Raw genomic sequence first — 22,506 nt, forward strand, 5'->3', positions numbered from 1 at the left:
ACCAGCTGTAATGAGCTGGTTTTTTGTGTGGACTTTTACCAAAACTTATATCCTTTAGATCCGACAGGGGCATTTTGGATCATATCAACAAATGGTATAGTGTATGCGAATAGAATTAAAACAAATGTAATACCAAGCCATAGCTTCCAGTTTTCGAAGGCAACAGGAATAGGTGATGCATTCTCATCAGATTCACCTACAGGGAATTCTTGCTCTCCTTTTGGAGCAAAGAAGGCTAAATTAATGAATATGATAAGTACTAAAATAATCCCAATTGAAAGGATTGTACCGCCAATTGCTTGCATGAATTGATATGGTATCCAATCAAGCGCTTGTGAAGAGTCTCCGTATGTTGAATAAGATGAGCGGCGTGGTGCGCCAAGTAGCCCTGCAATGTGCATAGCTCCAGACATGAAGCCCATGCCAATAGCCCATATAATAGCTTGAACAATCGCTAACTGATTCATTTTCTTTGTTAGGACACGCCCAGTTAAGTGAGGAACAAGCCAATATGAAATACCAAAGAATGTTAACACAACGGAAGTAGCTAATGTTAAGTGAAAGTGACCTGTAACCCATATAGTATTATGAACAACTTGGTTCAATTGGTTTGATGCATTGACCATTCCTCCTGCCCCGGCAGGGATAAAGGCTACCATACCGATAAATGGAACAACAAAGTGGGCATCTCCCCAAGGGAGTTTTTTAATCCAGCCAAATAATCCTCGTGAGCCTTGAGAACGTCCATATGTTTCGAATGTTCCAAACATCGAGAAGGCAGTCATCAATGAAGGTACAACAACTAAGAATGTTAAGATTACTTGTAAGAACTTCCATGCCGGATCAATACCAGGCTCTGTTAACTGATGATGAAAACCAACTGGAACGGAAAAAATTAAAAATAAAATAAAAGACATCCGAGCTAATGAGTCAGAGAAAATTTTTGTTCCAAGTATTTTTGGGATTACTACATACCAGCACATATACGCAGGCAATAGCCAGAAATAAACAAGTGGATGCCCAAAGTACCAGAATAAAGTACGGCTTATTAACACATCTATGGAATCTACAAGCCCTAGCGACCAAGGAAGCATTTGGAATAATACTGTTGTTGCAACTCCAAGTGTTGCAACAATCCATAGCACTGAATTAACGACTACCATGAATGTAAGTAACGGACTGATTTTACCTGGGTTTTGCTTTCTGAATTTTACATAGTTTGAAATCATCGACCCACAAGCAAACCAACTACCCACAACAACAAGAGTTAAGCCAATATAAAAGATTGGATGAGCTTGAAGTGGTGCATAGAAAGTAAAGAGAACGGTTGCTTCGTTAAGTAGAACCATAGTAGCTGCCATGGCCGTACCAATTGTCATTAACCAAAATCCAAGCCATCCAACTCTACGTGCACCGTTCGTTAAAGCTGCAGTGGTGCGACTAACAGCTGCAAATTGAAAGCCAAGAATAAAGAAAGTTGTAAGAATAAGTCCAAGTAAAACACCATGAACAGTTAAAACTTGATAATATTGAATGCCAAAAGGGAGTTCAACTTTACCAGTACGTACTAGAACTTGTAATAAGCCTGCTAAACCACCTAAAGCTAAGGCAATAAATGCCACATAGAAATGAGCCATAGCCAGCTTGGCATCGCGAGCATCTACTTTAAAAGCTGAAACGTTTGTCATTACTCAACCACCTCGATTCTTGAATTCATCATGTGATGACCTGTACCGCAATATTCATTACAAAGTACTAAAAATTCTCCCCTTTTATTAAAGGTTGCGATATGCTCGCTTATGTATCCAGGCTCTAACATCATGTTAATATTTGTACCAGCAACCTCAAAACCGTGAATAACATCTTTCGTTGTAGCGATTATTTTTACTTTAGCTCCTTTTGGAACTTCTACTTTTGTTGGATTGTATGAAAAGGCAGATGCTACAAAAACTAATTCATAATCCCATTCTTTTCCCTCTACTTTATTTAAACCAGGCTTATCAAAAGGCTTTGTCGTATCTACTTTCTCAGGGTTAATAGTTGTTAAACAACTAGGTGGTTGATTTCCCATATAGAACGCACTTACACCTAATACAGAAAGAAATACTAATAGTGATGTGACACCGAAAATGAGCCATATTTTTTCGTATTTATGCATGTTCATGGCAATCTTTCCTCCTTAAATTCTATAGCCGATCTAAAAATAAAAAATATACACCGACCCATGTGAAAATAATGAAAAAACCAACTAAAAAAACGGAAGCAAGTGCCCCTTTCAATGAAGAATGCTCTTCTGTTTGAGGAGGATTTTTTTTCTTCATTTGAGTTTGTGACATATTTTTCACTCCTTTCAAAAAATAGTAAATATTATGAGTACAATTTCATCATACAAAACAAATTTTAAATATCTAGAAGAAATTTACAGATTCACAAATTGTTCAATGCTCATTTTTTCACTATAAGAATAATGGTAAGTTGATTTTATAAGGATTTACTCTGGTTTTATTTGGGGATAATTGTGAAATAAATGTGAAGTTCATAGAAGGTGTAATTTATGAGTGATAACGCTTACAAAAAGTAGATATATTAATATAATTAAAAAGAATGGAATAAAGTTTAAAAATTTGGTTACGAAACTATTTTATTAATGCAGCTATAGTGAATATTTCAGTAATGTCTGTTGGAGTTGAAGAAATTCAGTATGGATTAAGCTGTAGTATTGGTTGATGTTTGGCGTGACAATGAAGGGAGATTTTGAGGGAATAAATAGGGATACTTATTGATTTTAGAAGATAGAAATTATTTTTAGAATTATATGAAAAATAGAACTTTTTTTGGTTTGAATTGTCTACATTGTCACCAAAAAACACTACTGACACCTTATAAACCCGTAATCTGCCTACGTTTCTTCCTATGCAACCTGCCAGAGAGTACCAATTCACGAACAAAAAGAAAGAACCTATACCAAATAATTCGGTTCTAAGTTCTTTACAAAGTCGATTTCTGTCGATATAATACCGTTTATCGATAATAAAAAAGTCTCTCATATAATAGCGAGGATATGGCTCGCGAGTTTCTACCAAGTTACCGGAAATAACTTGACTATGGGTGCGTATTTTTTTCTTGAGATTGTATAAATATAAGCTCGAGCTAAATTACTGTACTCATTTTTTTGAGAATAGTATTTTAGTTCGAGCTTTTTTATTGTAAAAATGTTTTTCATAATATTGGAGGTTTAAACATGGAAGCTTTGAAGCAAAAAATTGTGCAAGAGGGTAAGGTCCTTTCGGAGCATGTATTGAAAGTAGACTCTTTCATTAATCATCAAATGGATCCTTTTCTAATGAAACAAATAGGAGAGGAATTTGCGACAAGGTTTCAAGATAAAGGCATCACAAAGGTTCTTACGATTGAATCTTCGGGTATTGGACCTGGATTAATGGCCGCATTAGAATTAAAGGTACCGATGGTATTTGCTCGTAAACGTAAATCATTAACTTTAAAAGAAGGTTTAATAACTGCGACGGTTTATTCATTTACAAAGCAAGAATCAAATGAAGTAACGATTTCTAGCAATTATATTCAAGAAGGCGATCGTGTACTAATCATTGATGATTTCTTAGCAAATGGACAAGCGGCTCTTGGTTTAATTGATATTGTAAAGCAAGCTGGAGCTATTCCTGTTGGGGTGGGAATCGTTATTGAGAAGTCTTTCCAAAATGGACATCAACTCGTTAAAGACACTGGAGTACAAGTTGAATCACTAGCAAGAATTGCCTCATTGAAAGATGGCAAAGTAGAATTTGTAGATTAATTATACGGGGGTAAAATTGGTGAAAAGTAATAGCAATATTTTTAAGATTGGCTCGTTAGGGATTCAACATGTACTAGCTATGTATGCAGGAGCTATTCTTGTGCCATTAATTGTTGGTGGTGCTTTGGGACTTGATGGAGAACAATTAACATATTTAGTATCTATCGATATATTAACGAGTGGAATCGCAACATTACTACAAGTATATAGTAATAAATTTACTGGAATCGGACTTCCTATTATGCTTGGTTGTACATTTACGGCAGTACCTCCAATGATTTCAATTGGTGGAGAATACGGCATTTCAAGTATTTATGGTTCTATTATTGTTTCTGGTATTATTGTTGTGCTTATTAGTACTTTTTTTGGAAAGCTTGTTCGCTTCTTTCCACCTGTTGTAACAGGTTCAGTTGTTACAATTATTGGGATTACCTTAATTCCAGTTGCTATTAATAATTTAGCTGGCGGCGATCAAGGTGCACCTGATTTTGCATCTTCACAAAACATTCTTTTAGGATTTGGAACTTTATTAATTATTATTTTATTATATAAATTTTCAAGTGGCTTCTTACGTGCTATTTCTGTTTTAATAGGTATTATTGTTGGTACAGTGGCTGCTTATTTTATGGGGATGCTTGATTTTACTGAGATGACTAATGCAGATTGGTTCCATCTTCCAAAGCCATTTTACTTTGGTGTTCCAACATTTGAGATAACACCGATTATCATCATGACGCTTGTGGCAATTGTAAGTTTAGTAGAATCAACAGGTGTTTACTTTGCTCTTGGAGATATTTGTGATAAAGAAATTAAAGAAAAAGATCTAGTAAAAGGTTATCGTGCGGAAGGACTTGCAAGTGTAATCGGAGGATTATTTAATGCATTTCCATATACTACTTTTTCACAGAATGTAGGTTTATTACAAATTACAGGAGTTAAATCAAAAAAAGTAATTTATGCAGCAGTCATGTTCTTAGTGATTTTAGGTCTTATTCCAAAGATGGGGGCATTAGCTACTATTATTCCTACATCTGTATTAGGCGGTGCGATGGTTGCGATGTTCGGTATGGTTGCAACTGCGGGAATTAAAATGCTAAGCCGAGTAAACTTTGATAGACAAGAAAACATGTTCATTATTGCCATCTCAATTGGTTTGGGATTAGGTGTAACAGTTGTACCAGATTTATTTAAAAGTTTACCTTCAAACCTTGCTATTATAACAAATAGTGGAATTGTAATGGGGAGCTTATCAGCAATCTTTTTAAATATCTTGTTTAATATGATTCCTGGTAAAAAGAAAGCTATGCTAGAAGAAAATCAAGCTAAGAAGGTTTCTTAACAAACTAATTAGAACTCATATGTCCAACATTCTGGAACGCAAAAAACGTAAGAACATCGCCTAGGTTTTCAGGCCTAATTAAGTAAAAAAGGGGACATAAATAAACAAGGAACTCCTGTTTTAATTTTGGGAGTTCCTTGTTTATTTTACATATTAAATACATAAAGACTGCTTGTTAAATAATCATATTATTTAACAAAAGAAAGCAAGCTTTCTGGATCAAATCCTAATACCCAGTTACCATTAATCTTAGTTTGCGGTACTCCCATTTGTCCTGTTTCTTCAACTAACTTTTGTGCAGCTTGTTGATCTAATTGAACATTAACTTCTTTATAGGCTAACCCTTTATCATCAAGAAAATTTTTCATCATTGTACAATAAGGGCAAGTATTTGTTGAATATACAGTAATATCGTTCATTATTTTATCCTCCCATTTATACCTTTTTAAGTATAATATTGATTTAATTTTTTTCGTGTAACTTTTTATAAGTATAGGGATTTTGATACCCCTATAGGTATAATAACAAGATATATAAATAAAAACAAGTATCAAGTTTATCTAAAGTGAGATTTTAATTTAATTTTACTTTTGCTTATCTTTAATCTTTTTATACCATAATATGTGCCTATGCTTTACATATTCTTCGTCAACATAACCAGTAAACATACCTGGAAGAAGCTTCCGATTTGCTTTTATGATAAAAGCTGCAAGATGAGCCACAAGAAGTACAACAAGGGCAACTGTAGCGATATTATGAATGGCAGTAGAAATAGATACAATTGAATTTGGTATGGATAAGTCGGATACATTTTTTACCACTTTGATTAATCCAGTTATGACCAGTGATAAGACTGTTACTGCTATAGCTATATAAGCAAGTCTCTGTACGGCAAGATATTTTTCACTTGGAGGTTCTTCTCCATTAGTCATCATTGCTTTTATGATTTTCCAAGATTCCTTTACATCTCCACGTTTAGGGAGTGCATCAAACTCCTTGTTGAAAAAGTGGACAAACATGTGATAAAAAAAACAAAAATGAGGAGGATACCAGCTACATAATGCATTAGCAATGTAATATTATAATCTCCAAGCCATTCGGCACCTGGTAGTTTAACAATATTGTAGCGTTTATAAACGGGCATTTGACCATACATGGGGTATAATAGATAATCAATAGATTCTAATTAAATCGATATGGGAATAAAATAGGTTGTAACAAATTAGAAACATTAAATGCAGCGGTTAATAGGTTTGATTTTCGTATTAATATTAAGTTGTGTATTAATATCTAAACTGGGGATATTTGCGGTTTAGTATATATTTATTTATGGTACAGCTCTGAGGTATATGTTTAATAAAAATGTTTTGCTAGAAGAAAATCAGGCTAAGAAGGTTTCTTAAAAGGACGGCTATTTTGAATAGAAAGGGAGTATCCAGAAAGTGTGTTTGAGATAACTTTCTGAATACTCCCTATTTTTTATTTTGATTCCATTATATTTTTCTTTTTGCGAGAAGTAAGTAAGAAAGGAGCAATTAGTAGTGTTGCTAATCCTAATTCAAAGTATATTGCACCAGATTCTATGATATTTACATTTTGATAATCACCAATAATGAAGTCATCTGCAAAAATGACAGTTCCTAGTAATAAAAATAATCTTGAAATGATAATAGTTGTGATTTTATGCTTCTTCTTTATCCCTATCGTATAGCCAATAAGAAGTATTGCTGCAAGGCAAAGAATAATGGATGGGTTTAATAAACTGTTCATATGATCACCTCAGAGATTTATTTATGTTGATAAATCAACATTTGAAAACATAGTAATTATAATATTCAGAATGTTTATACTATTCCGATGTTGTTTATTCATTATATTGTAACATTTGAAAAAAGGCAAGGGGTATTTATGCACTTGATTTATAAAGAAGTTTATTTCCTGATTTTTTCATCATAACGAACAGTGGAATTGTAGTGGCGGACTTAGCAGCAATCTGCAAAATTACAGGTTACAAAGGTTTCTTACTATATATTTCATTTTGATTCAGTGACATTTCGGAAAACAAGTATAGTTCAGAATAAATGTAGAAAACCAGTGCAATTTATCACTGGTTTTCTACATTTATTTAGTAACACATTTTCCTATATGAAATTTTTTTCATAATATTTTTAAATGGAGTTAATATAAAAATGTTATATATAACAACATTAAAGTAGCGAATTTATAAATATAAATCGTATTTCTATTCAGTCGATACGGATATATTATACAAAAATTTCATACAAGCCTATGAGAATAAGGAATACACCTGATATTGTTGTGGAATGCTTCCCAAACACTGTTTTCGCAAGAATATAGCCGAATTTACTACCAATTCCAATAGTGATTAAGGAGAATAATCCAATTGATACGACAGTCCAGAGTGGAGAGATATTATTTGCTCCGATGGCAATACCAGTTGCTAAACAATTAAGTGATAATGTAAATCCTAAATAAATAGCTTCCTTGGCTGAAATAATTTGATTTTGATCCCAATCAATATATTCTGGATTTTCAAAAGGTGTAGGTTTGGAAAATACCGGAGCCAAAATAGTCCAAATACCAATGATACATAACAAAATACTTCCTAATAGATTAGCGGTAGTTGTGGAAATATAATGTGTAATTGTATTTCCAGTGATAACAGCAATATATGTCACAATCATTGAAATAACAGCAATTACTATATTAGAGAGTAAGGGTATTTTGGTTTTCTTTATTCCATATGCAAGACCAATTCCTAAGTTATCTAGGTTCGCTGCAAGACCAACGAGAATGATGGTAATTATATGCATAATAAAATCCTCCTGTAAAATGGATCTCGTTTAAATTGAAGTTCACAAGTCCAACATTAAAATGATACGGAATTAAAGATTAAGAGGGAAATGAATAAATTTACATTGATTAAAGCTTTTAGACATTTTTACTATATGTATTTAGGAAGTTTATGTGACTGTAAAACAATTGAGGGTAGTATAGTTTGTTGATAAGGTGGTTTGGTTCATAGTTTTTTGAAAGGTGCTGGTTGTTAATTATGAATGATAAAGATCTTTATTTAACTGAACATTTGGAAGAATTAAGGAAAAGAATTATTATATCTGTGCTTATTTTCTTTGTTGCTCTTTGCTTTGGGATGTTTTTTGTGAAAGACATATATCTTTTTTTTACAGTTCACTTGAATTATAAGTTAGTTGTACTAGGACCTGGAGATATTATTTGGATATATTTTAGAATTGCAGCTGTATTTGCCATTGCTGTTACTTTACCAATAATTACTCATCAGCTATGGTTATTTATTCGCCCAGCTTTGAGTAAAAAGGAAAGAAAAGTCATTTTAGCATATCTTCCTTCTATGTATATTTTGTTTTTTCTTGGATTAGCATTTGGTTATTTTTTTATTTTCCCGAATATTATGCATTTCGTAACAGGATTAGGGAAAGATTTAGTGACGTTTTCTTTTACCACTGAAAAATATTTTTCTTTTTTATTAAATTTGACACTTCCATTTGGGCTTGCGTTTGAATTACCGCTAGTCATGATGTTATTAACGTCAATAGGATTAATTAATCCATATGAAATTGTTAAACTTAGAAAATATGCGTATTTTATTTTAATTATTATTGCGTGTCTTATATCGCCACCGGAATTTATATCTCATATTTCTGTATCGATACCATTAATCATTATTTTCGAAATTAGTATTTTCTTAGCAAAAATAGTTTATAAAAGTAAACAATTAAAGTATGTAAATCCAACAGAAGTGTAATGGAGTAGTAAAACTCGTCACTGTTCTCTAAATGAATCAATATAGAAAAAAGCTCTCAAAACTGCAAGTAGAATTGCAGTTTTGAGAGCTTTATTATTTTTTTTCTTCAAAAAAAACATCTATCATCAATTTTTCAAAGGTTAAAAAAGTTAAAAAGCTAGTCAGAATAAGGATTGAAAAAAAATACAGCATTCAATCTACCAAAAAATCACTTTTGGCATGAAAGTTGCTTACGTTAAATACAGAAAATTCAAAATACTTACCGGATAATTTAGAGACAGAAATTAAATGTGTTTGATTTTTAAGTGAAAAATTTATTAAAGGGGATGTGGATATGGTAGAGATTCTTCAACCAAAAGTAGAAGGGCAACAAAATGATGAAAGAAAAGATGATTTTGCACTTGAGAAAGTACCAACAGAAGGACGGACAATGAGCTGGATTAGTATCACTAACGTTACTTTAGGTGTAGCCACTGCAATGCTTTTTATCCAGATGGGTAGCTTGATGGCAATGAGCTTTGGAGCAGTAAATGCATTATTAGCAGCGGTTTATGCGACTGTTGTAGCAGGGATTTTAGGTGTAGGAATTTGCTATTTGGCAGCAAAGACGGGTTTAAATGTTAATTTAATGGCGAGGGGAGGAGGCTTTGGATATTTTGGAGCTTCTATTACATCCCTTATATATGCATTAAACTTTATTATGTATTGTGCCATCGAAGGTGCAATTATGGCATCAGCTGTTCATGAGTATATTTCTTTTGTACCTGTTTGGGGTTTAATGATTTTCTTTGGCTTAGCTGTTATTCCGTTAAATTGGTTTGGTATTAAACAATTAGATAAATTACAAAAATGGTCAATGCCTATTTTTATTATCCTGTTATCCATTGCTTTCTTTATTGTATTGAACCAATCTACATTTGAAGGAAATGTATGGGCATATTTACCTGAGGGTGTGGAAATTGGTGGTGTCTCATTGTTGGCTTGTATTGGCATCATGAATGGTTTGGTTGGCATTATGGCACTTCTTGTATCAGATTATGCACGGTTTATTAAAAAAGAAGAATTTAAAATTGGTGTTTTTGCAGTTGGATTTATTCCTCAAGTAGTATGTTTTTTAATTATGGGTATTATAGGAATTTGGTTTGGTGTTCATATGGGAGAAGCTAATCCAGGTATTTTCTTTGTTCAAATATTAGGCATTGGGGGAGCATTGTTTACAATTCTTACTCAATTACGAATAAACATTACGAACTTATATAGTGGATCATTATCATTAGCTAATTTTTTCGAAAATGTATTTAAGTTTAAACCGGGACGGAATTTTTGGGTTGCATTTACGTCTATCGCAGCTATTATATTAATGCTTGGTGGTGTAATGGATCACCTTGGTAGTTTGTTAACGTTTCAAGGTGTTTTCCTTCTTTCATGGGCTGCCATATTATTAAGTGATGCGCTAGTAGTTAAGAAAATGTTGAAAATTGGGCCAAGATATTTTGAGCATAGGCAAGAATATTTATATGCATGGAATCCAGTTGGCGTTGTCTCGTTAATTATCGCTAGCGTTGTAGGTTCAATCGCAGCTTTTGGATATATGGGTGTGTTTTTGCAAAACGTAGCGGCTTTCTTTGCGGCGGTGCTTGCATTTATTTTAACAATTGTTATAGCGATTGCGACAAAAGGAAAATATTATAGTAAGAAGCAAGCTCAGGATATATCGTCTGAAGAATATATCGCTTAAAATTTAAACAAAAGTTTTTGTTATAGTGAAGAATATAAAGAGAACATAATGCTTTAAATTACGAATACTTATTGAGAATCCATTAGTGGTAGAAGTAGAAAACTCTGCTGATGGATTTTTTTCTGTTTAAACGGGCACTAGAATATTATCTTTAGATAATAGGTTCGAAGTTGGTGAGAATTGAAAAATTTTGAATGAAATATGAAATTTAATGCATGATAGTACTAGTAAACACTATCAATATTATGCAAAACAAAACTTTATCTTTTAGAACTTATTTATATATGGTATACTCCTCAACACTATCTAAAAATAGTGAATTTGATATTTACAATAAGGTAGGTTAAATATGAAAAAGCTTATAATTTCTAAAACACTTCTTTTTCTATTTATAATTGTTTTTATAATGGGATTTAATAGTGTGTTTGGAACTGAAAATTCCCTCATAGGTGTAACGATAGTGATAGCAATGCTAATGTACCTAGAAAGAGATTTAACGGTTAATCCGTGGAAAAATTTTTTCTTCCTATTAGGTATCAATTTACTTCAAGGTATATTTGGCCACTTATCCACAATGAATTTATGGGTTGCCATACCACTAAACTTCATATCCATGTTTATAGTGGGATACTTTTTTTCATTTAATTTGAAGAAACCACTCTATATAGCTTTTGGATTACAGTATTTGTTTATTTTAACAACACCAATTGCTACAAGTGATTTACCACTCCGTCTATTAGCACTGGCTTCAGGTGCGGTGATTGTTATGCTTACTCAATTCATAGTAAATAAAGATAAACTCTCAAAAGCAGGAAATAAACATTTAATAACAACATGTAATAAGTTAAATGAGAAACTAGACTGTATTATGGTTGGAAAAGATTGCTCAGAAGTTAACAAATCTATTGAAATAGCTATTAAAGAACTGAGAAAAATTATCTATTATAGACGATTTGAAGGTTATTATCTTTCACAAGAAGGTCGTTTAAAGTTAAAAATCTCGGCTTGTTTAGAGAAAATGTACATGATATTAAATCGTTTTGATGAAGTTGAATATAAGTCCGAAGTGATTACAGCTTGTAAAGAAGAGTTAGAGAATGTAAAGCAATTGATGGAAAAGAAACCAGTTGCGTCTACCTCTCTTCAAGATCTGCGTGAATTAGGAGCAAAAACAAAAAGCTTATATATCAATGAAATTGTAAATACATTTGAATTACTTTACGATTTAATATATGAAGTACAAGCTACAGATAAAAAAGATTTAAATAAAGTAGAACAAATTGTAGAAATACCAACTAATTTTAAAAGCTCTTACAATCACTTTGTAAACTTTAACAAAAATTCAGTAAGGTTTACCTATGCAATGCGCCTCGGAATAATGATTACACTTGCAGCTTTTATCACAGACTATTTTCAGCTAGAACTAGGACGATGGATGATTTTTACGTTATTTTCAGTAACGCAACCATATTCAGAGCAAGCAAAGTATCGATTCTCTGAAAGGGTTATTGGGACATTAATAGGAGCAGTTATATTTGGTATATTGTTCAGTATATTTACCGATGCTACAAGTCGTTCAATGCTTATTTTAGTATTCGGCTACTTAAATAGTTATGCTGTAGCTTATCGAAATATTGTTATTACTGTCACTGTTTGTGCTTTGGGAACGGCTGCGTTAGTAAGCGATCCGAATATCGTTACGATAGAAAGGGTTTTATATGTATTGATAGGTGTTGTAATCGGAATGATTGCTAATCGCACAATATTTCCACATAGTATCCAAAAAGGAACAACAGCTCTTGTGCAAATGTATAAAGATACATCAAAAAATCTGATGGAAGAAGTATATAAATACTTTGATAATAAAGCTAATTCACATAGTATTAACAACTTATTTGCCATCACTTCGTTTATTGAAGACCGTATAATATTAAATAATGAAACGATGGAATTAAAGCATTCAGCGCAATTTTTAGAGAAGCAAAGAAAATTGAATAATGGTATCTATGAGCTGTTTTTACGTATTCAACGAAATAAAATTGATGATGTAACAGTCAAACTAATATTAGATGATATTCATCAAATTATGATTTCGAGTAATGAAGATCTTGATAAATTGGTAAAGCATTTAAAAGCAGCTAATAATAATGTGATTAGAATAGATGATCATATTGTGTTAAATGATATTATTGGTATTTTCGAGGATTTTAAGAAAAATTCACGCTATCATGTTGAATTGAAGCCAAGAAAAGCTTAGATGTAATAACATTATTAAATCCCGCTTATCAGCAACTGATAAGCGGGATTTGTTTTATCACGTTCAAACTAGCGCCAAGACTCCCACTTCAAAACGGAAGCGTAGGGGACATTTAAGTTGGAGATTAAGTAACAGTAAGAACTCGATTGGTTCAACTAATGCTCGGTGGAGGATGAACAAAAACCTTCACCGAGCAAAGTTTCACTTTATCAATTAAAGTTTATTGTTGTAAAGAGTTCTTTTTCCATTTTTGGACCTTGAACTTGTACCATTTGTGCAGCTACTTTATTAGCGATTTTACATGCCTCTATATAGTTATGTCCTAATGAAACAGCAGCGATAATGCTTGCAATATGGCTATCGCCAGCTCCGATTGTATCGACTACTTCCGCCTTTTCACCTTCTATTAAAACAATTTCATTTCCGTCAAAGAATAAAGTACCCTTTGGTCCTAATGTAATGAAAATATGATTGTTCGTTATGTTATATAGCTGTTGTATTGCATTGTGTATATCATTTTCGCCTGTGAAAGTGGTAGCTTCCATTTCATTTAAATGTACAATAGGCTTTATCTTACATAGTTTCTCCCATACATGTTGTTCAATTGATTTGATAACAGGACCTGGTGCGAAATAAATATTTTTATCACTATGCTTCTCAAGCCAATTAACAATAACATTTCCACTTTCACTACATAATTGATAACCATCAATATATATATTGTCGTATTGGTTAATATCTATTGTGTTAAACCATTCATCTTGAAAATGTCCTTCTAAGCCAATTTGAGTGATAAATGTTCTTTCTCCGTCATCTTCTACTAAGCAAAGACAATGACCATTATCTTGTTTTGAATCACGAATAAGAATTTCGTGCTGATTTGTTAGTAAAGCATCTTCAATAATAGTAGCGTTCATTCCTTTTCCTACAGGTACGAGAAGGCTGTAATCTACATTAAAGTTTTTTAGTGTATTTGCTACGTTGTAAGCGCAGCCACCAACTGTAACAGTTCTTTCGTTACAATATATATCTTCACCCTTTTTCGGTAATGTAGGAATACGCATGATAATATCTACTATAGCCGCACCTACGAGTAAAGATTTCATATTACTTCCCCCTAGCAAGTGCTAATTGGTCAATATAATGCAAGAAGTCTGTATCATTTTCTTTATTTAAAACTTCGATATATTGTGGGTTAATTTTATTAAAGCCTTTAAACGCACCGCATATTGCTGTCGCCATGGCACCAATTGTATCTGTATCACCTGCAAGGTTTGCACATAATAGTGAGCATTTATTAGGATCCTGTGCATAATAAGCAATAGCAAGAGCAGAGGGTACAGATTCACTAATATTAACGCCGGCACCAATAATATCATAAATACTATCTAGGAAAGCTTCGTCGTTTCCTCGGTGTTTATCAGCTAATTCCACACCAATTTGTGTTCTTGCTGTTAAACAAGGGCTATATGTTTCAGCTCCTAATACTCTTGAGATTGTTTCCATTTCATAGACATCTTTCAAAACTTGGTGAAAATCATCATTTTCCATAGCAGAACTTACAGCCATCGCAATCATCGCTGCTCCAGCAATTGTAATATCACTCGTATGTGTCACTTGTGAAACTTCATATACATAGTTTGCTAATTTTTCTTTTTCATATGCGTGAAATAAGCAGCCAATTGGGGCTATTCTCATTGCTGAACCGTTAGAAAGAGCTTGATCAGTAAATTTCTTAGCATCAATATTTTCTCTGAAATTTTGTAAGGCAACTTTTGAAGTTGGACCTAATATATTATTTTCGAAAGCGTTTTCTTTATCTGCCCATTCTAATAATTTATGAGCGATATTCGCAGCTTCTGGTTTGAAATTTGTTTCAATTAAAGAATCTAAAATAACAAGAGCTTGTCCTGTATCGTCAGTAAATTGTCCCTTTGTATAGTTGCAGGCTACTTCATTTTCTTTAGGCCCATCTAAAAAGCCTTTAATTTTCCCGAAATAATTTCGCACTCTTTGGCGTCCCCAAAGTTCTGACGGCATTCCCATCGCGTCTCCTAGAGCCATTCCGTATATAGTACCAGCAATCTTGTTGTTCATTATTTCACCTCAAAAAACAGATTTAATACAACTTGTATTAACAACTTGATTCATATTGTATGCGTTTGCTAAAATTATGTCAATATATTAATTAGAATCATCTGTTGGTATAATTTTGTTAGTATATATTCTTTTTGTAGGGGTTAACTATATGGGAAAAAGTATTCCGAAATATGAAATGATTAAATTGGATTTGATTAATAAGATAAACAATAATGAATTACAGCCACACCAAGTGATTCCTTCAGAAAATGAATTGAGTGAGATGTATCACGTTAGCAGAGTAACTGTTAGGAAGGCGATTGATGAACTTGTAAAGGAATCGTATATATATAAGAAACGAGGAAAAGGAAGTTTCGTAAGCTCGAAGGATTTTCCGTTAGGAATAAGTAGAATTCATAGTTATACAGAATTAATTACGTTACAAGGAAAAACAGCAAAAAAAGTACTCATTACTCAACAAGTAAAAAAACCATCTAAAAAAATTGCCAATCGATTAAAAATAAACGAAGACGATGATGTATATGAAATTGAATGCTTATATTTAGCTGATGATATGCCTTTATGTATTAATAAATCTATTCTTCCATGCGTGATGTTTCCTAAACTCGATTATTTCGATTGTGGAAAGAATTCCTTATATGAAATATTAAAAGAATTTTATAAGCTTGAAATGTCCAAGGCATCACAATATATTGAAGCTGTTTTAGGAAATGAACAAATTTATACACTTTTACAAACGAAACAAGGTTATCCTTTATTAAAATTAAATGTTACTTCGTATTGTTTGAAGAATGGGGAAGAACGTCCCTTTGAAGTGTATGAAGCATATATCAAAACGGATGTTATAGGATATTTTGTTGAAACGTATAATTAATTTAGCTAGTTGTTTGGTAAGTTTTATTTAGGATTTGAAAGTAAAGATAACAAGAATGAAAATGCAACTTGCTATATTGAATGTTAAACGAACATTTCTGCTAAAAATGTTCGTTTTTGTCATTTTATCGCAAAAAATATTTCATATATGCAAATACAGCTTGCAAATTTGAAATATTTTTCTGATAATTGTATTTTAATCCATATAATAAAAAAGTAGGGAATTAAAAAAGATTCTTATGTAAATTGTTTGTAAATAAGTGTTTTAGACAGAATTCTGTCACATTTATCTGAAAATTTAAATATTTGGCACAGTAATTGCAAAATAGTATTAGCAAACATGAAAATAAACGAGTTGTTTTCGAACACAGCTAATATTGTTTGTTGAAGGGGTGGTTGAATGAGATGGAAATGGCAAGATGTATTAAAACCCTTGCCCATCGCCATAACTAAACAAACAAGGGTTCATGAAGCGGTTTCTATATTTACAGAGAAGCAGTTAACCATTGGCTTTGTTTTTGATGAGGATGAGCTAGTTGGTTATTTAGATCTTGAATCATTACTCAAACAAGTGGCGAACAATTCTTTATTAAATCTAATTGAATTCAATAATCAGTTTGTTTATGTACGTGAGCGAGGATGGGGAGAGTTTTATCATAATTGCTCAATGGTAGTTGGAGTAGATGAAAATCATAAGGTAACAAGCTATATAACTATTGCAGAAGCTAGAGAAATAATTGCTCAAATTCAGTTAGAGCAATTAAATCATAGTATAGATAGTGCACAAATGGGTGTCATTACAACTAATGAGTTATTAGAAATTAATTTTATGAATGAGACTGCAGAGGCAATTTTAGGCTTATCCCGCTCCGTTTTATTAGGTAGGAATTACAAAAAGATTTTAAAAAGTGAACTAGATATCAGCCAAGTATTAGCGGGTGAGCAAATTTTTGGCGTCGCAAGTTCATTTAATTATAAAGAGATTACAGGACAACTTTCTCCTATATATCAAGATGATACCATCAATGGAATTGTTCACGTTTTCTATTTACAAAAACAAGTGGATGAAGCAATAAGTGAGCTACAAGTAATTCGCCACCAAAATGAAGAGTTTCATGCTATATATCAAGCTTCCAATGAACAAATTATTGTTGTTGATTCATTCGGTAAGATCATTCGATTAGCTGGAGCATTCTTTGAGAACTTTTGGGGTGATTATTCAAAAGAAATGCTCATAGGGCAAAATGTGAACGACATAGTAGCTTTAGAACAAATAAAGCCTAATATCGTTGAAATGTGTATGAAAGAGCAACAAAAAATAAGTATGACACAAGTTAGTAAAAATAATGTGAAGATCTGGTCAACGGCAACGCCAATATTTAAAGATCATATATTAGAAAAGGTAGTTGTACTATCTCGTGATGTTACTACGGATATATCAGTTAACAGAATCATAGGTGACATTATAGAAGATTCTGCAGCAGATAAAAAACTAGTGTATCGATCTAAAACTATGACGGATTTAGTTGAAGAGATGAAAGAAGTAGCGACTGTTCATTCGCGAGTATTAATTACTGGTGAATCAGGGGTTGGTAAAGAAGTCATCGCTAGACATATTCATCATTATAGTTCAAGGTCGGCAGAGCCATTTGTCACAGTAAACTGTGGTGCTATACCAGAAAATTTATTGGAAAGTGAACTGTTTGGCTATGAAAAAGGGGCATTTACAAGTGCAGTTGACCGAAAAAAAGGACTATTTGAAGTCGCGAATGGTGGCACTATCTTTTTAGATGAAATAACAGAAATGCCAATGCATATGCAAGTAAAATTATTACGAGTTTTGCAAGAACATGAAATCGTACGAGTCGGTGGAATCACTCCTATTAAAGTAGACGTTCGTATCGTCGCCGCCACTAACCGAAATATGAAAAAGATGATTCAAAGTAATCAGTTTCGTGAGGATTTATATTACCGACTACATGTAATTCCTTTACATATTCCACCTTTACGTAAACGAAAGGAAGATGTTGTAGCTTTAGCATTGCATTTCTTAGAAGTATTTAATGAAACGTATCGCAAGGAAAAACATATTTCTAGAGAGGGCTTAGAAATATTAGAAAACTATTATTGGCCTGGAAATATTCGCGAGCTACAAAATGTAATGGAACGTTTAGTAGTGACTGAGAGAACTGAATGGATTACAGAAAAACGAGTTTTTCAAATTCTGTATGAAAGCGATATGGAGGAACAAAGTCAGTTAATTGTTCAAGAAATCATGCCGTTGAAGGAAGCGGTAGAAGAAGTTGAGAAGCAGTTAATTGAACTTGCTGTCATGAAGTATGGAACAGCTGCGAAAGCCTCAGAAGTTCTCGGTGTGAGCGCTTCTACAATTAGTCGGAGAATGAATAAAGTAAGAAAGTAAAGGAGTGGTCTATTTGTTGTCATTTCCCGAAACAAGATTTGATCTATGTGGTGATGAATATATCTACGCAGAGATTTCGAAAGAGATGAGGATTGAAAGCAATTTTAAGGCTATTTCTATTACAAATGAGCTAAGAAGTCGTGATATTCCTGGTATTATCGAGATTTATCCAGCGAATGTTTCTTACTTAATTCGCTATAATCCTAATATTATATCTCCGCATGATTTACGCGATTATTTGCAAGAAATAGATCGTTTGAAAAGTAGAAGCTCTGAAATAGTATTTGAGAGTCGTATTATAGATATTCCTGTTTTGTACGATAGTATATCAGAGGAATTAAGAGAGCAATATAATAAATTCCATCAAGACCCTAGCATCTCTAACTTTGAGTTCGTGATGAGAGCGAATGGCTACACTGATAAAGAAACATTCATTGAAGCACACTCTTCATCTCCTTATTTTATTACTTCTTTAGGGTTTAAGCCCGGTTTAGGCTGGGGATTCCCGATTGGGGTGGAGAGGGAAAAGATTATTCAAGCTGAAAAGTATAAAAGTCCACGCACTAGTACTATAAAGGAAGCCGTTGGAGTAGGTGGAGCATTTACCGTCATTTATCCAACTCAATCAACTGGTAGCTATCAACTAATTGGTATTGCTGCAGTACCGGTATATGATCCAACTCAATCACTTGATATATTCAAAGATTCATTTTTTTTAGCTCAACCAGGAGATCTTTGGAAGTATCGCCCTGTGGATGAGGTAGAGTTCAATCGTATTCGAGAAGAAGTAAAACAGGGGACGTATCAGTATAAAGTTAAATCTACGCAGTTTATAGTAGAAGAGTATGAAAGAAAACCGAAAGAATATATTGCTAACTTAATGGAGGGATTTTACCCTTGATACATGTTATTGAACCAGGATTGAAAACGACTATTCAAGATATGGGGAGATTTGGTTCGTATCACTTAGGAGTACCACCATCTGGAGCAGCAGATAAGAATAGTTATTTAATAGGTAATATTTTACTAGGTAACCCTAAATATTATCCTGTTATTGAAATGATGATAAATGGAGCTACTTTTGAATTTCGAAAACAAACAGTGATAACGGTTGTAGGTGCTCCTGCCGATGTATGGTTAAATGGTATAGCCATTCCTATGTGGCAAACTGTTACCATTCAATCTGGAGATATTCTTCAAATAAAAAATATTCGAAAAGGTGTTTATACGTATCTTTGTATCTCTGGAGGTATTGCTATAGCACCACTTCTTAATAGTTATTCGACCTGTCTGGTGAGTGATTTTGAGGGTCTTTTAGGAAAAGTAATGGAAGCAGGAGACATGATTCCACTAAATGAGCCATTGCCTGGTGTTTTGAAACAGGCAGGTAAAAAATTACCCAAATCATTTTATCCTACTTTTTCCGAAGAGCTTGATGTTCATGTAGTTATGGGAATTACATGTGATCGAATCAGTGATGAAGGGCTTAATGGTTTTCTCGAAAGTGAATGGAAGATTCATTATAATTCTAATCGAGATGCATACCGATTAAAGGGAGGTAGAGTGGAGTATAGTAAACAGGCTCCACCATTTGGTTCAGGAAATAATCCAGGAAATATAGTCGATATACCATATCCGGTCGGTGCCATTATTATACCGAATGAAGAAGAAGTAATTGTGCTTTTAAATGATGGAACAGGTGGAGGAGGATTTGTAACCATAGGTACGGTTATTAGTTCAGATATATCTTTATTATATCAAGCTAGACCATCTTCCGTTGTTCGATTTCACGCAAGTACGGTAGATCAAGCACTTCAGATAAGGAAAGAAAAAGAATTTCAAATGCAAAAATTAAAAGCAGCAGTTTGGCCTGATACAGCACTTTATGGTCAGTAAAGTGCGCCTTCAGGCATTCTGTGGAAGTTAAACTCTGAATATTCAGTTATTTTAAGGGGGTGATGCTACAAAAGGATGTGTATGATTACAGTCATTACTTTGCTATTAGCAAATCTTTAATAGTTGATATAGTTAATGAAATAAAAAATTTGGAGGCGATTTGATGAGTAAGTATTCTGTAGCAATTGACGTTGGTGGAACTTTTACGGATGTATTCGTATTTAATGAGGAGACAGGAGAAATTTATGTAACAAAAACTTCTTCTACGCCAGCAAATCCTGAAAAAGGTATGATGGATGGTCTTAAGAAAGCGAATCTTACAGGTGATCAAATTGCAATGTTTTCGCATGGTACAACAGTAGGAACAAATGCACTTATTGAAAGAAAACTACCAAAAACCGCTTTAATCACAACAAAAGGTTTCCGTGATGTAACGGAAATTCGTCGCGGTACGAAATTAGATTTATGGGATGCCTATAAGGATGTAGCCCCACCTTATATTAAACGTAGAGATCGCTTTGAAGTATCAGAGCGAGTTGATTATACAGGTGAAATTTTGGAAGGTATTAATGAAGACGAAGTTCGTGCATTGGCAAAAACGTTAAAAAGACGTCAAGTTGAATCTATTGCTATCTGTTTCATGAATGCGTATGTGAATGGAGATAACGAGAAACGCGTGAAGGATATTATTAAAGAAGAACTTCCTGGCGTTTATGTTTGTACATCTTCAGAAACATTACCAGAAATTTTCGAGCATGAACGTATGAGCACGACGATTGTGAATGCAGTATTAGGACCAACAGTAAGTAACTATATTAAAGTGCTTGAAGGCGAAATGAAAGAAATTGGTTATGATGGCGACATTCTTGTTTTACATTCAGGTGGAGGAGTTATGACTTCAGAGACTGTACCACGATATGCGGCGCGTTTAGCAAGTTCAGGAATTGCTGCGGGCGCAATCGCAAGTAAGCATATTGCTAATATGTGTGGTTTTAAGAATGCGATTGGTTTAGATATGGGTGGTACGAGTACAGACATCTCCTTAATGTATGATAATGATCTTCGTATTACGAAAGATTGGTATATTGAATACGGTTATCCAATTGGTTTCCCAAGTATTGAAATCTTAACAATTGGTGCTGGTGGTGGTAGCTTAACTTGGACGGATGAGGGTGGTTCATTACGTAACGGACCACAAAGTGCAGGAGCCGTTCCAGGCCCAGTATGTTATGAGCGTGGTGGTACTCAGCCGACAAATACAGATGCAAATATTGTACTTGGTCGATTAGGTACCAAAATATTAGATGGTCAAATGACACTAAACTTAGAAGCAGCGAAGGCTTCAATTGAGGAACATGTTTGTAGTAAGTTTGATTACAATGTACACGAAGCGGCTGATGCGATTATTAAAGTAGCAAATGCGAATATGTGTGATGCACTTCGTTTAATCTCTGTACGTCGTGGTTATGATCCACGTGATTTCGCTCTTGTAGCTCTAGGTGGAGCAGGTGCTCTTCACGGTGCTCATTTAGCAAAAGAAATGGAAATTCCTAATGTAATTGTTCCAGCTCACCCAGGTGTAGCTGCTGCAATGGGTTGTTTACTTGTTGATGTGCGTCATGATGTTACAAAAACATACTTAGCTAATGTGAAATCTATTACGGCTGATGAGTTAGAAAAAGAATTCATCGAAATGGAAAAAGAGGGTATTTCATTACTTGAAGAAGAGAATATCAAGCCAGAAAATATGAACTTAATGCGATTTGTTGACATGCGCTATTTAGGTCAATGGAGAACGCTATCTGTTTCAGTAGGTCGTCCAATTGAATCATTAGAGCAAGCAATTGAGAAGTTCCATCAAGAACATGAACGTGAATTCGCTTTCTCTGATCGTGAAACAGAGATTGAGATTTATGGTTTACGAGTTGAAGCAGTAGGAACTGTTAAAAAACCTGAGTTTACTAAAGAAGAGCCAGTAGGAACTGTTGAAGGTGCATTGAAAGAAACAAGAGATGTATATTTTGAAGAAGCTGGTGGATTTATTGAAACTCCTGTGTACGATCGTGCGAAATTACCGGTGTTAGCTGAATTTAATGGACCAGCTATTCTAGACCAATTGGATTCTACTACTGTAGTTCCACCTGATTTTAAAGTGAGAATTGATGAATATCGCAACATTATTATGACTTTTGATAAAGAATACAAACCAGTACAGAAAGAAACAAAAGCGGAAACAGTAGTGTCTAACTAATTCTATACAAT

19 protein-coding genes and 1 riboswitch are annotated in these 22,506 nt (G+C 33.5%); of the genes, 10 read left to right on the forward strand and 9 right to left on the reverse strand.

What is annotated here, in order from left to right; genetic code table 11:
• Window positions 1–35: 35 nt before the first annotated feature.
• Genes TX86_RS04040 through TX86_RS04050 form a run of 3 tightly spaced genes read right to left on the reverse strand, consistent with a single transcriptional unit; the run spans window position 36 to window position 2,321 of the window.
• Entirely contained in the window at window positions 36–1,688 is a 1,653-nt protein-coding gene (locus tag TX86_RS04040) for a b(o/a)3-type cytochrome-c oxidase subunit 1 (RefSeq protein ID WP_042346488.1), read from the reverse strand.
• Window positions 1,688–2,164 carry a cytochrome c oxidase subunit II gene (locus tag TX86_RS04045; protein WP_042346489.1) on the reverse strand — a complete coding sequence of 159 codons (477 nt, stop codon included), beginning with the start codon at window positions 2,162–2,164 and terminating at the stop codon, window positions 1,688–1,690. The genes TX86_RS04040 and TX86_RS04045 overlap by 1 nt, the downstream gene beginning before the upstream one ends.
• Before the next feature lie 22 nt (window positions 2,165–2,186).
• Window positions 2,187–2,321: a cytochrome c oxidase subunit 2A gene (locus TX86_RS04050; RefSeq protein ID WP_439096839.1), complete on the reverse strand. Its 135-nt coding sequence runs from the start codon at window positions 2,319–2,321 to the stop codon at window positions 2,187–2,189.
• Window positions 2,322–3,023: 702 nt separating this feature from the next.
• Window positions 3,024–3,125: riboswitch (purine riboswitch) on the forward strand.
• A 116-nt stretch (window positions 3,126–3,241) separates the two neighbouring features.
• On the opposite strand from TX86_RS04050, the gene TX86_RS04055 reads away from it, so the two are divergent.
• Window positions 3,242–3,814 (forward strand): xanthine phosphoribosyltransferase, encoded by a 573-nt coding sequence (locus TX86_RS04055; protein ID WP_042346491.1) that lies wholly within the window; start codon window positions 3,242–3,244, stop codon window positions 3,812–3,814.
• 19 nt (window positions 3,815–3,833) lie between these two features.
• Window positions 3,834–5,153 carry a nucleobase:cation symporter-2 family protein gene (locus TX86_RS04060; RefSeq protein WP_268258239.1) on the forward strand — a complete coding sequence of 440 codons (1,320 nt, stop codon included), beginning with the start codon at window positions 3,834–3,836 and terminating at the stop codon, window positions 5,151–5,153.
• Between the two features lie 188 nt (window positions 5,154–5,341).
• Here TX86_RS04060 and TX86_RS04065 read toward each other — a convergent pair whose 3' ends face one another.
• The 4 genes from TX86_RS04065 to TX86_RS04080 all read right to left on the reverse strand — a co-directional run bounded on the left by TX86_RS04065 (window position 5,342) and on the right by TX86_RS04080 (window position 7,987).
• Window positions 5,342–5,572, reverse strand: coding sequence for a glutaredoxin family protein (locus TX86_RS04065; protein ID WP_042346494.1), 231 nt, complete (start codon window positions 5,570–5,572; stop codon window positions 5,342–5,344).
• Between the two features lie 165 nt (window positions 5,573–5,737).
• A complete protein-coding gene (locus TX86_RS04070; RefSeq protein ID WP_052343527.1) occupies window positions 5,738–6,172 on the reverse strand; it encodes a cytochrome b/b6 domain-containing protein in 435 nt (144 codons plus the stop codon).
• Window positions 6,173–6,632: 460 nt separating this feature from the next.
• Window positions 6,633–6,923 (reverse strand): hypothetical protein, encoded by a 291-nt coding sequence (locus TX86_RS04075; RefSeq protein ID WP_042346496.1) that lies wholly within the window; start codon window positions 6,921–6,923, stop codon window positions 6,633–6,635.
• Between the two features lie 494 nt (window positions 6,924–7,417).
• Window positions 7,418–7,987: a manganese efflux pump gene (locus TX86_RS04080; protein WP_042346497.1), complete on the reverse strand. Its 570-nt coding sequence runs from the start codon at window positions 7,985–7,987 to the stop codon at window positions 7,418–7,420.
• A gap of 239 nt (window positions 7,988–8,226) precedes the next feature.
• Here TX86_RS04080 and tatC point away from each other — a divergent pair, with 239 nt between their 5' ends.
• The 3 genes from tatC to TX86_RS04095 all read left to right on the forward strand — a co-directional run bounded on the left by tatC (window position 8,227) and on the right by TX86_RS04095 (window position 12,953).
• Window positions 8,227–8,958: a twin-arginine translocase subunit TatC gene (gene tatC, locus TX86_RS04085; protein ID WP_042350147.1), complete on the forward strand. Its 732-nt coding sequence runs from the start codon at window positions 8,227–8,229 to the stop codon at window positions 8,956–8,958.
• 334 nt (window positions 8,959–9,292) lie between these two features.
• Window positions 9,293–10,696, forward strand: a complete 1,404-nt coding sequence (locus TX86_RS04090; RefSeq protein WP_042346499.1) for a purine-cytosine permease family protein — start codon at window positions 9,293–9,295, stop codon at window positions 10,694–10,696.
• A 469-nt stretch (window positions 10,697–11,165) separates the two neighbouring features.
• Entirely contained in the window at window positions 11,166–12,953 is a 1,788-nt protein-coding gene (locus TX86_RS04095) for an FUSC family protein (protein ID WP_230203635.1), read from the forward strand.
• Between the two features lie 209 nt (window positions 12,954–13,162).
• Here the strand turns inward: TX86_RS04095 and TX86_RS04100 are convergent, their stop codons facing one another.
• Window positions 13,163–14,059: a PfkB family carbohydrate kinase gene (locus tag TX86_RS04100; protein ID WP_042346503.1), complete on the reverse strand. Its 897-nt coding sequence runs from the start codon at window positions 14,057–14,059 to the stop codon at window positions 13,163–13,165.
• A gap of 1 nt (window position 14,060) precedes the next feature.
• Window positions 14,061–15,050: an ADP-ribosylglycohydrolase family protein gene (locus tag TX86_RS04105; protein WP_042346504.1), complete on the reverse strand. Its 990-nt coding sequence runs from the start codon at window positions 15,048–15,050 to the stop codon at window positions 14,061–14,063.
• Between the two features lie 151 nt (window positions 15,051–15,201).
• On the opposite strand from TX86_RS04105, the gene TX86_RS04110 reads away from it, so the two are divergent.
• The 5 genes from TX86_RS04110 (at window position 15,202) to TX86_RS04130 (ending at window position 22,495) form a co-directional block, all read left to right on the forward strand.
• Window positions 15,202–15,927, forward strand: a complete 726-nt coding sequence (locus TX86_RS04110) for a GntR family transcriptional regulator (RefSeq protein ID WP_042346506.1) — start codon at window positions 15,202–15,204, stop codon at window positions 15,925–15,927.
• Between the two features lie 399 nt (window positions 15,928–16,326).
• Complete coding sequence (locus TX86_RS04115) at window positions 16,327–18,348, forward strand: sigma 54-interacting transcriptional regulator (RefSeq protein ID WP_052343528.1); 2,022 nt, start codon at window positions 16,327–16,329, stop codon at window positions 18,346–18,348.
• A 16-nt stretch (window positions 18,349–18,364) separates the two neighbouring features.
• A complete protein-coding gene (locus TX86_RS04120; RefSeq protein WP_230203562.1) occupies window positions 18,365–19,249 on the forward strand; it encodes a 5-oxoprolinase subunit B family protein in 885 nt (294 codons plus the stop codon).
• The gene (locus TX86_RS04125; protein ID WP_042346510.1) at window positions 19,246–20,244 is read left to right on the forward strand and encodes a 5-oxoprolinase subunit C family protein; all 999 of its coding nucleotides are present in this window, start codon (window positions 19,246–19,248) and stop codon (window positions 20,242–20,244) included. Before TX86_RS04120 ends, TX86_RS04125 begins: the two co-directional genes overlap by 4 nt.
• 163 nt (window positions 20,245–20,407) lie before the next feature.
• Window positions 20,408–22,495, forward strand: coding sequence for a hydantoinase/oxoprolinase family protein (locus tag TX86_RS04130; protein WP_042346513.1), 2,088 nt, complete (start codon window positions 20,408–20,410; stop codon window positions 22,493–22,495).
• The last annotated feature ends 11 nt before the right edge of the window (window positions 22,496–22,506 follow it).

Origin of the sequence: Bacillus massiliigorillae (genome assembly GCF_000380245.2) — a bacterium.
GTDB classification, from domain to species: domain Bacteria; phylum Bacillota; class Bacilli; order Bacillales; family DSM-1321; genus Bacillus_AD; species Bacillus_AD massiliigorillae.